Below are 9,420 nucleotides of genomic sequence, written 5' to 3'. Positions count from 1 at the left end.
GCGGGCTGCGCCGGAGAGGCGGCGCGGGGGGCGAGGCGGAGGAAGTACGGCCGCGCGCAGGCGGGGCGGGGGGGGGCCACGGCGGTCCGGCTCCCCCGGGGTGTCGCGCCGGGGGCCCCGGGGGGGACGGCGCCGCGCGGGCGGGCGCGGCGGCGGGCCAGGCGGGGCGGGCTCAGGGAGGATTCAGGAAAGAGAGGGTTGCGTCGTTACCGGGTCGTTATATAGTTCAAGTGCGTCGACCGTTTGCTGTGGCGGGAAGCGCGAGAAGTGATTGCAGGACACTCTTGGTGCAAGGGAATGAAGGCCGGCCGCTCGCCTCAGCGGCCGGCCTTCTGTCGTTCCCCCGGCCCCCCTCCTCCGACTCCCCTCCTCCCAGCACCCCGGCGTAGGCTGTACGGCGTCTGGATGTCAGGGAACCGCTTCCTGAGTGCCGTGAAGGAGGACCAGTGGGGTCGAGAGAGACCGTCGCCGCCTGGGAGTCGCTCTTCCGCGCCCAGGTCCAGGTGATGCGCACCCTGAGCACCGAGTTCCCCTCGCGGGAGATCTCGATGAACGAGTACGACGTGCTCTTCAACCTCACCCGGCAGCCCGGTCGGCGCGCGCGGCTGCGCGACCTCAACCGGCACGTCCTCCTGACGCAGCCCAGCGTCAGCAGGCTGATCGACCGGCTCGCCGCCCGCGGCTGCGTCGAGAAGAGTGAGGATCCGGCGGACGCCCGCGGCACGATCATCGCGATCACCGACGAGGGCTACGCGCTCTTCCGCCGTGTCGCGCTCACCCACATGAGGACCATCTCGGAGCAGGTCGGCGGCGTCCTCGACGAGGACGAGCTGAAGCAGCTGACCGCGCTCTGCGACAAGCTCCGCGACGGCATCGCCTCCTCCTGATCCGTCCCCGCTAGCACGGGCCGCAGCGACCGGCCAGGTCTTCGCCGCTGCGCGGGACTCGCGGATCATGGGGGTCACCATGAGTGACACCTCCCCCACCCTCGTCTGGCTCCGCGACGATCTGCGCCTGGCCGACAACCCCGCTCTGCGCGCCGCGATCGACCGTGGCGGCCCCGTCGCGGTCTGCTACGTGCTCGACGAGGAGTCGGCGGGCATCCGTCCGCTCGGGGGCGCCTCCCGCTGGTGGCTGCACGGCAGCCTCGCAGCCCTCGCCGCCGACCTGCGCGAGCACGGCGCCCCGCTGATCCTGCGCCGCGGGCCGGCCGAGGCCGTCGTCCTCCAGCTCGCCGAGGAGATCGGCGCCGGAGCCGTGCACTGGAACCGCCGCTACGGGAGGGCCGAGCGCACCGTCGACGCGGCGGTGAAGGAATCGCTCCGCAACGGCGGCCTCGAGGCCGAGAGCCACCAGGGCTCGCTGATGTTCGAGCCGTGGACCGTGCAGACCGGCGCCGGCGGCCCCTACTCCGTCTACACGCCCTTCGCCCGCGCCTGCCGCGCCAAGCCGACGCCGCGCGCGCCGCTCCCCCGCCCCCGCTCGCTCGACGGCGTCACGGGAGACATCGCCTCCGACTCCCTCGACGACTGGGAGCTGCTGCCCACGCGTCCCGACTGGGCGGGAGGGCTGCGCGAGCGCTGGGTCCCCGGCGAGAGGGCGGCGGCCGACCGGCTGCGCGCGTTCCTCGCGGAGCAGCTCGACGACTACGCCGACGGCCGCGACCGGCCGGCGGAGGACGCCACCTCGAACCTCTCCCCGCACCTGAGGTGGGGCGAGATCAGCCCCTTCCAGGTGTGGCACGCCCTGGAGGAGGCGCACGCGAAGGGCCTGCACCGCGGCGACGGCAGCGACCGGTTCCTCTCCGAGGTGCTCTGGCGCGAGTTCTGCTACCACCTGCTGTTCCACTGGCCGGATCTGGCGACTGCGAACTTCGACACCCGGTTCGACTCCTTCCCGTGGGGACGCCCCGGCCAGGAGGCGATCGACGCCTGGCACCAGGGGCGCACCGGCTACCCCCTGGTGGACGCCGGCATGCGCGAGCTCTGGAGCACCGGCTACATGCACAACCGGGTCCGGATGGTGACCGCGTCGTTCCTGATCAAGAACCTGCTGGTCGACTGGCGGGTGGGCGAGGAGTGGTTCTGGGACACCCTGGTCGACGCGGACCCGGCGAGCAACGCCGCGAACTGGCAGTGGGTCGCGGGCTCGGGAGCCGATGCGTCGCCGTTCTTCCGGGTCTTCAACCCGGTCACGCAGTCGAGGAAGTTCGACCCGGCCGGCGAGTACATCCGCCACAACGTGCCGGAGCTCGGCGGAGTCGAGGGCGCCGCCGTGCACGAGCCGTGGACGCTCGAGGACACGCTGACCGGAGGCGCGGACGGCTACCCGGCGCCCCTCGTCGACCTCAAGGAGACGCGGGCGCACGCACTGGACGCCTTCGCGCAGATCAAGAGCGCCCCGCGCGACATCTCGCCGAGGGGCGACGACTGAGCGTCGCCGGCTAGACGCGTCCCGCCGGGCCGGTGGAGCGGCCGGACCCGGCGAGCGGGTCCTCCTCCCCGCCCTGATCGCGCAGATCGCGGGCCGGGATGCCGACGAGCACCGCCCCGTCGGGCGCGTCCTTCACCACGACGGCGTTCGCGCCCACGCTGACGTCGGATCCGAGCACGAGCGGGCCCAGGACGACCGCGCCGGCGCCGACGACCACCCGGTCGCCGAGCGTGGGGTGCCGACGCTCGCGCCGGGCCGACCTCCCGCCCAGCGTGACGGAGTGGTAGAGCATGCAGTCGTCGCCGATCCGCGCGGTCTCGCCGATGACGACGCCCATGCCGTGGTCGATGAACAGGCGTCGGCCGATGGTCGCACCGGGGTGGATCTCCACTCCGGTCGCCGCGCGCGCCGCCTGGCTGAGCAGCCGGGCGGGCAGGCGGAGGCCCCGCCGCCACCAGGCGTGCGCGACGCGGTGCACCCAGACCGCGTGCACTCCCGGGTAGGAGAGGACGACCTCCACCGCGCTCCGGGCGGCGGGGTCGCGCTCCCGGGCGGTGCGGACGTCCTCGCGGAGCAGGGCGAGGAGCCCGGGACGCTCCGGTCCGGACGGGACGCGGCGCTCCGGCCGACCGTCGCGTCCGGAGCGGGGCGTCCCGCCTCGTCTCGAGGGGCTCAGCTGCGGAGGTCCTCGTACAGGACGGTCGAGATGTACCGCTCGCCGAAGTCGCAGACGATGGCGACGATGGTCTTCCCCGCGTTCTCGGGGCGCTTCGCGACCTCGAGCGCGGCCCACATGATCGAGCCGGAGGAGATGCCGCCGAGGATCCCCTCCTGCGCGGCCATCTCGCGGGCCACCCGCACGGAGTCGTCGAGCGTCACGTCGATGATCTCGTCGTAGACCTCGCGGTCGAGGATCGCGGGGACGAAGTTGGCGCCGATGCCCTGGATCTTGTGCGGCCCGGCGGTGCCCTGGGTGAGGAGCGGGGAGTCGATCGGCTCCACTCCGATGATCTGCACACCGGGCTTGCGTTCCTTGAGCACCTGGCCGACTCCGGTGATGGTGCCGCCGGTGCCGATGCCGGCCACGAAGACGTCGACCTCGCCGTCGGTGTCCTCCCAGACCTCCTCCGCGGTGGTGCGGCGGTGCACCTCGGGGTTGGCGGCGTTCTCGAACTGGCGGGCGAGGATCGCGCCGGGGGTCTCGTCGACGATCGCGCGGGCGCGCTCGACCGCTCCGCGCATGCCCTCGCTGCCGGGGGTGAGCACGATCTCGGCTCCGTAGGCGCGGAGGAGGACCCGGCGCTCGACGGACATCGTCTCGGGCATCGTGAGGACGACCTTGTAGCCGCGGGCGGCGCCCACCATCGCGAGCGCGATGCCGGTGTTGCCGCTCGTGCCCTCGACGATCGTCCCGCCGGGGTGCAGCTCGCCGGAGGCCTCGGCCGCGTCGATGATGGCGACGCCGATGCGGTCCTTCACGCTGTTCGCGGGGTTGTAGAACTCGAGCTTGGCGAGGACCGTCGCCTGGTCGGCGCCCTCCAGCCGGTTGATGCGGACGAGAGGGGTCCTGCCGACGAGCTGGGTCACGTCGTCGTGGATGCGTGCCATGGTGTGCGCTTTCTGCCGGGGCCGGCCGCCCGGGGCCCCGGAGCGGTGGGTGGAACGGGTGCTGCAGCGCCCCTCGGAGCGGCGCTCCCCCCACGATACGGATGCATCGACCCGAGGTCAGCACTCCGGACGCGCCCGCTCCTGCGCATCACCCGCCAGCTCCTCATCTCCACCGGGAGGAGGACGCCCCGCGGGCGCACCCGTCACGTACCATGAACTCGGGGGATCGCGCGACTGCTCGCGAGGCTTCTCGCCACCCTCCCTCACATCTCGGCGGCCCCGCGCCGCGTCGAAAGGACGACCGCTCCATGGCACTTCCCACTGCATCCCGCCGCTCCGTCCGGCCGCTCGGGATGTCGCTGCGGGCGGTCATGGGGTTCATCGGGATGAGCGCCGTGGCGGGCGTCCTGATCACCGTCGGCGTCACGCCGGCCCTCGCGCTGACGGGCCTGGCGACGAGCAACACGATCGGCATGTTCCAGAACCTCCCGGGCTACCTCGACGTGGGCCAGCTGATGCAGCGCACCAACGTCTACGCGAGCGACGGGACGACCCTCCTCGCCTCCGTGTACGACCAGAACCGCGTCGAGGTCGGCTGGGACGACGTCGCGCAGTCCGCGAAGGACGCGGCCGTCGCCGGCGAGGACCCGCGCTTCTACGAGCACGGCGGCATCGACCTCCAGGGCACGCTCCGGGCCATCGCCGTCACGCTGACGGGCGACGACCTGCAGGGCGGGTCGTCGATCACGCAGCAGTACGTCAAGAACGTCCTGGTGCAGAAGGCGGAGTCGATCACCGACGAGGCCGCGCGCGACAAGGCCTACCAGGAGGCGACGGACCCGACCCCCGAGCGCAAGCTCAAGGAGATGCGCCTCGCGATCGGCCTCGAGAAGGAGGCGTCGAAGGACGACATCCTGCTCGGCTACCTCAACATCGCCCTCTTCGGGGGCACCGTCTACGGCATCGAGGCCGCGGCGAACTACTACTACGGCATCCCCGCGAGCCAGCTCTCGACCTCGCAGGCGGCCGCGCTGCTGGCGATCGTGAACAACCCGGCGAAGTTCCGCTTCGACAACCCGGGCGACGAGGCGAACGGCGCCGCCAACGGCTACGCCGCCACCAAGGAGCGCCGCGACTACATCCTCTCGGAGGAGCTCAAGCACGGCCGGATCGACCAGGCCGCGCACGACGCCGCCGTCGCCGAGCCGATCACCCCGAACATCACGGAGCCCTCGACCGGCTGCACCACCGCCGGCAACGCCGCGTACTTCTGCGACTACGTGCTGAACGTCCTCCGCAACGACTCCGTCTTCGGGGCGACCGACGACGAGCGCTATCAGCGCATCCGCCAGGGCGGCTTCGACGTCGTGACGACCCTCGACCTCGACATCCAGCAGGTCTCGCAGGCGGCGCTCAACGCCTACATCCCCTCCGTCGACCCGCGCTTCCAGGTCGGCGCGACGGCCGCCTCCGTCGAGGCGAAGACGGGCCGCGTGCTCTCCATGGTGCAGAACACGCAGTACAGCCAGGACGAGCAGTTCCTCGCCGCGAACCCCGGCTACAGCGCGATCAACCTCAACGTCGACCTCAGCATGGGCGGCGGCTCCGGCGTGCAGACCGGATCGACCTACAAGGTGTTCACGCTGGCGCAGTGGCTGAAGGCGGGGCACACCGTCAACGAGTCGTTCGCCTCCCCCACCTCCGGCTTCAGCTCCTACCCCCAGAAGTGCAACGTCGAGGGCGACGGCGGCTACTACGGCAGGTTCTCGCCTCGCAACGACGACCCGTCGGAGGACGCGAGCTCGATGAGCGCGCTCGGCGCGACCACGAACTCGATCAACACCGGCTTCATGGGAATGGCGCAGCAGCTCGACCTCTGCGACATCCGCACCACCGCCGAGTCGTTCGGGATGCACCGCGCCGACGGCCGCGAGCTCGCCAACGGGCCGGCCTCGGTCCTCGGGACGAACGAGATCGCGCCCCTGACGGTGGCCAACGCCTACGCGGGGATCGCGAACGACGGCACGACCTGCTCGGCGATCGTCATCGACCGGATCACCGACAGCGAGGGCAACGCCGTCGCCGCCCCGGCATCGGCGTGCACGCCCTCCGTGTCGCCCGAGGTCGCCCGAGGGATGCAGTACGCGATGCAGCGGGTGATGACCTCCGGAACGGCCTACGCCTCGAACCCCTTCGACGGGATCGAGCACATCGGCAAGACGGGCACCACCGACGAGGCCGCCGACGTGTGGACGGCGGGCGCCAGCAAGGCCGCCTCCCTGGCGGTCTGGGTCGGCAGCATCAACGGCTTCGCCGACAACACCAAGCAGAACCTGCGCTTCATCAGCCTGACGGGCGAGAAGGGCACCATCCGCGCCTCCAACGCCCGGCACGCCATCTGGAAGCCGATCATGACGGCGCTCGACGAGAAGTACGGCGGCGACGACTTCACGGCACCGCCGGCCTCGATGCTCGCGTACTCGCCGCGATCGGCGGCGAATTCCGAGGTCCCCGACGTCACGGGCGAGACGGTCGAGAGCGCCACGGCGATCCTCACCGCCGCCGGTTTCGTCGTCGGGATGCACGAGTCGGTCGACTCCGCGACGATCCCGGAGGGCTCCGTCGTGTCGACGACGCCGAGCGCGGAGGAGACGGCGGTCGCCGGCGGGGTGATCCCCCTCCAGGTGAGCACGGGCAAGGCTCCGGCCAATCCGAACGACATCTCGGACCTGAACGGCGACCTGATCGAGTAGAGACGTCGCCCGTCCCGTGAAGGGGCCGATCCCTCCGGGGGTCGGCCCCTTCTGCTGTAGGCGCCGGGCCTGCGCGGGCGCCGTCGCGCCGACTCCGGGCGGACGGGCGTCCTGCGCGGCCGTGGCGCGCCTCGTCGGGGATGTCGCAGGCCTCGCCTAGGGTGCTGGTGCAGCGAGAGGATCCATCCTGAAGCGACCGAACGTCCCCGTCTTCCAGCCCCGTCGAACCGTCCACGGGGCTCTCGGCGCGCTGTTCGGATTCGTGATCGTCAGCGTCCTGGCGGGTCTGCTCGCCTCGCTCGTGGTCGCCCCCGCCGCCGCGCTCACCGGCGCGGCGACCTCCGGCACCATCTCGGCGTTCCAGTCCCTCCCGAGCTACCTCGAGGTCGGGCGCCTGATGCAGAAGAGCGACGTCTACGCGGGCGACCCGGACGATCCGACGCTGCTGGCCTCCTTCTACGACCAGAACCGGATCGAGGTCCCGGCCGACCGGATCGCCGACTCCGTGAAGGACGCGCTCGTCGCGAGCGAGGACCCGCGCTTCTACGACCACGGCGGGATCGACCTGCAGGGCACCCTCCGCGCCATCGCCAGCACCTACCTCCTCGACGGCGACACCCAGGGCGGCTCGTCGATCACGCAGCAGTACGTGAAGAACGTGCTGGTGCAGAAGGCCGAGTCGATCCCGGACGAGGCGGACCGCGACCGCGCGTACGCGGAGGCGACGGCGACCACGGCCGAGCGCAAGCTCAAGGAGATGCGGCTCGCGATCGGGCTCGAGAAGGTGTCCTCGAAGGACGACATCCTCCTCGGCTACCTCAACATCGCACTGTTCGGAGGCACCGTCTACGGCATCGAGGCCGCGGCGGAGTACTACTACGGCATCACGGCGGCCGACCTCTCCCTCGCGCAGTCCGCCTCGCTCCTGGCGATCGTGAACAACCCCGAGAAGTTCCGCTTCGACCGACCGGACGACACGGCCAACGGCGAGGCGAACGGCTACGCGCAGACCCGGGAGCGGCGCGACTACATCCTCGACCGGATGCTCGAGACGGGGAGCATCGACCAGGCCGCGCACGACGCCGCGGCCGCCGAGGCGATCACCCCCGACATCACCCCACCGTCCACCGGCTGCCAGACGGCCGGCAGCGCGGCCTACTTCTGCGATTACGTGACCCACGTCCTCCGCGACGACCCGGCGCTCGGAGCGACCGACGACGAGCGCTACGCGGCGATCAAGCAGGGCGGCATCAAGGTCTACACGACGATCGATCTCGACCTGCAGAGGACCGCGCAGGAGCTGATGGACGAGCAGGTCCCCTCCTCCGATCCGCGCTTCGACGTCGGGGCGACGGCGGTCGCCGTCCAGAACGGCACCGGGCGCATCCTCACGATGGTGCAGAACAAGCGCTACAGCCAGGACCCGGACGTGATCGCGAGCGGGCCGGAGTTCTCGGCGATCAACCTCAACGTCGACGCGTCCGCGGGCGGCGGCAACGGCTTCCAGACCGGCTCCGCCTACAAGGTGTTCACGCTCGCCGAGTGGCTCGACCGCGGGCACACCCTGCTCGAGCAGTTCGACTCGAAGCAGAAGAACTGGACCGGCTTCGCCGACAGCTGCGAGGGCACCTGGGACTACGACTCCTACAACCCCAAGAACGCCGGCGACGGCGGCTACACCGACACCCAGACGGCGCTGTACTCGACGATCTACTCGCTGAACACGGGCTTCACCGGGATGTCGCACCTGCTCGACCAGTGCGAGATCCGCAAGCAGGCCGAGGCCTTCGGAGTGCACCGCGCGGACGGGACCGCGCTCGTGCAGTCGCCGGGAGCGGTCCTCGGCACCAACGAGATCGCACCGCTCACCATGGCGACCGCCTACTCCGGCATCGCCGAGAACGGCACGACCTGCACCCCCGTCGCGATCACGGCGATCGTCGGAGCCGACGGCCGCGAGATCGAGCCGGTGGAGACGACCTGCAGCCGGGCGGTGTCGTCGAGGGTCGCCTCGGCGATGCAGTACACGATGCTCAAGGTGACCGCCGAGGGCACGGGCGTCGAGGACGATCCGAAGAACGGCATCCAGCACATCACCAAGACGGGCACCACCGACAACTCCGCCGACACCTGGGCCATCGGGGCCTCGACCGAGACCTCCCTCGCGGTCTGGGTCGGCAGCATCTCGGCACGCGCGGACGGCTCGAGGGTGAACCTCGACTCGATCGACTTCGACAGCGGCTGGGCGCCCTCGGCACGCCACCGGATCTGGAAGCCGTTGATGACGGCGATCGACTCCCGCTACGGCGGCTCCGACTTCCCGCAGGCCGACCAGTCGCTCATCGCGGCGCCGCAGGTCACCGTGCCGGACCTGTCGGGCCGGACCAGCGACTCCGCCGCACAGGCGCTGACCGCAGCAGGGCTCACTCCCGGAGCGACGTCGCAGGTCGACTCGACGCAGCCGATGAACACCGTGGCCGGCACCGGTCCGGCCGCGGGCACCCGCGTGGACAAGGGATCGGTGGTGGGCGTGCAGCTGAGCACGGGGAAGGCGCCGCCCGCTCCTGCTCCGGGCGGCTGACACCGCTGGACCGGGACGTCGCCGGTCGGCGAGGATCTGCGACGG

The 9,420-nt window shown here is 71.4% G+C and carries 6 protein-coding genes; 4 read left to right on the top strand and 2 right to left on the bottom strand.

Annotation, left to right across the window (positions count from 1 at the left end; translation table 11 throughout):
- Positions 1 to 506: 506 nt before the first annotated feature.
- A complete protein-coding gene (locus C5C71_RS10385) occupies positions 507 to 887 on the top strand; it encodes a MarR family winged helix-turn-helix transcriptional regulator (RefSeq protein WP_104247054.1) in 381 nt (126 codons plus the stop codon).
- A 79-nt stretch (positions 888 to 966) separates the two neighbouring features.
- Positions 967 to 2,433 (top strand): deoxyribodipyrimidine photo-lyase, encoded by a 1,467-nt coding sequence (locus C5C71_RS10380; protein ID WP_104337640.1) that lies wholly within the window; start codon positions 967 to 969, stop codon positions 2,431 to 2,433.
- Between the two features lie 10 nt (positions 2,434 to 2,443).
- Here C5C71_RS10380 and epsC read toward each other — a convergent pair whose 3' ends face one another.
- Both epsC and cysK read right to left on the bottom strand, forming a co-directional pair.
- Positions 2,444 to 3,010 (bottom strand): serine O-acetyltransferase EpsC, encoded by a 567-nt coding sequence (gene epsC, locus C5C71_RS10375; protein WP_104224204.1) that lies wholly within the window; start codon positions 3,008 to 3,010, stop codon positions 2,444 to 2,446.
- Positions 3,011 to 3,105: 95 nt separating this feature from the next.
- Positions 3,106 to 4,041, bottom strand: coding sequence for a cysteine synthase A (cysK, locus tag C5C71_RS10370; protein WP_104237779.1), 936 nt, complete (start codon positions 4,039 to 4,041; stop codon positions 3,106 to 3,108).
- A 308-nt stretch (positions 4,042 to 4,349) separates the two neighbouring features.
- Here cysK and C5C71_RS10365 point away from each other — a divergent pair, with 308 nt between their 5' ends.
- A complete protein-coding gene (locus tag C5C71_RS10365; protein WP_181028729.1) occupies positions 4,350 to 6,794 on the top strand; it encodes a penicillin-binding protein in 2,445 nt (814 codons plus the stop codon).
- A 262-nt stretch (positions 6,795 to 7,056) separates the two neighbouring features.
- Positions 7,057 to 9,375: a transglycosylase domain-containing protein gene (locus C5C71_RS10360; protein WP_104337633.1), complete on the top strand. Its 2,319-nt coding sequence runs from the start codon at positions 7,057 to 7,059 to the stop codon at positions 9,373 to 9,375.
- Positions 9,376 to 9,420 lie beyond the last annotated feature (45 nt).

The sequence above is a fragment of the Rathayibacter sp. AY1C1 genome, from assembly GCF_002932105.1.
Classification (GTDB): domain Bacteria; phylum Actinomycetota; class Actinomycetes; order Actinomycetales; family Microbacteriaceae; genus Rathayibacter.
This window is presented reverse-complemented; position numbering and strand designations above follow the sequence as displayed.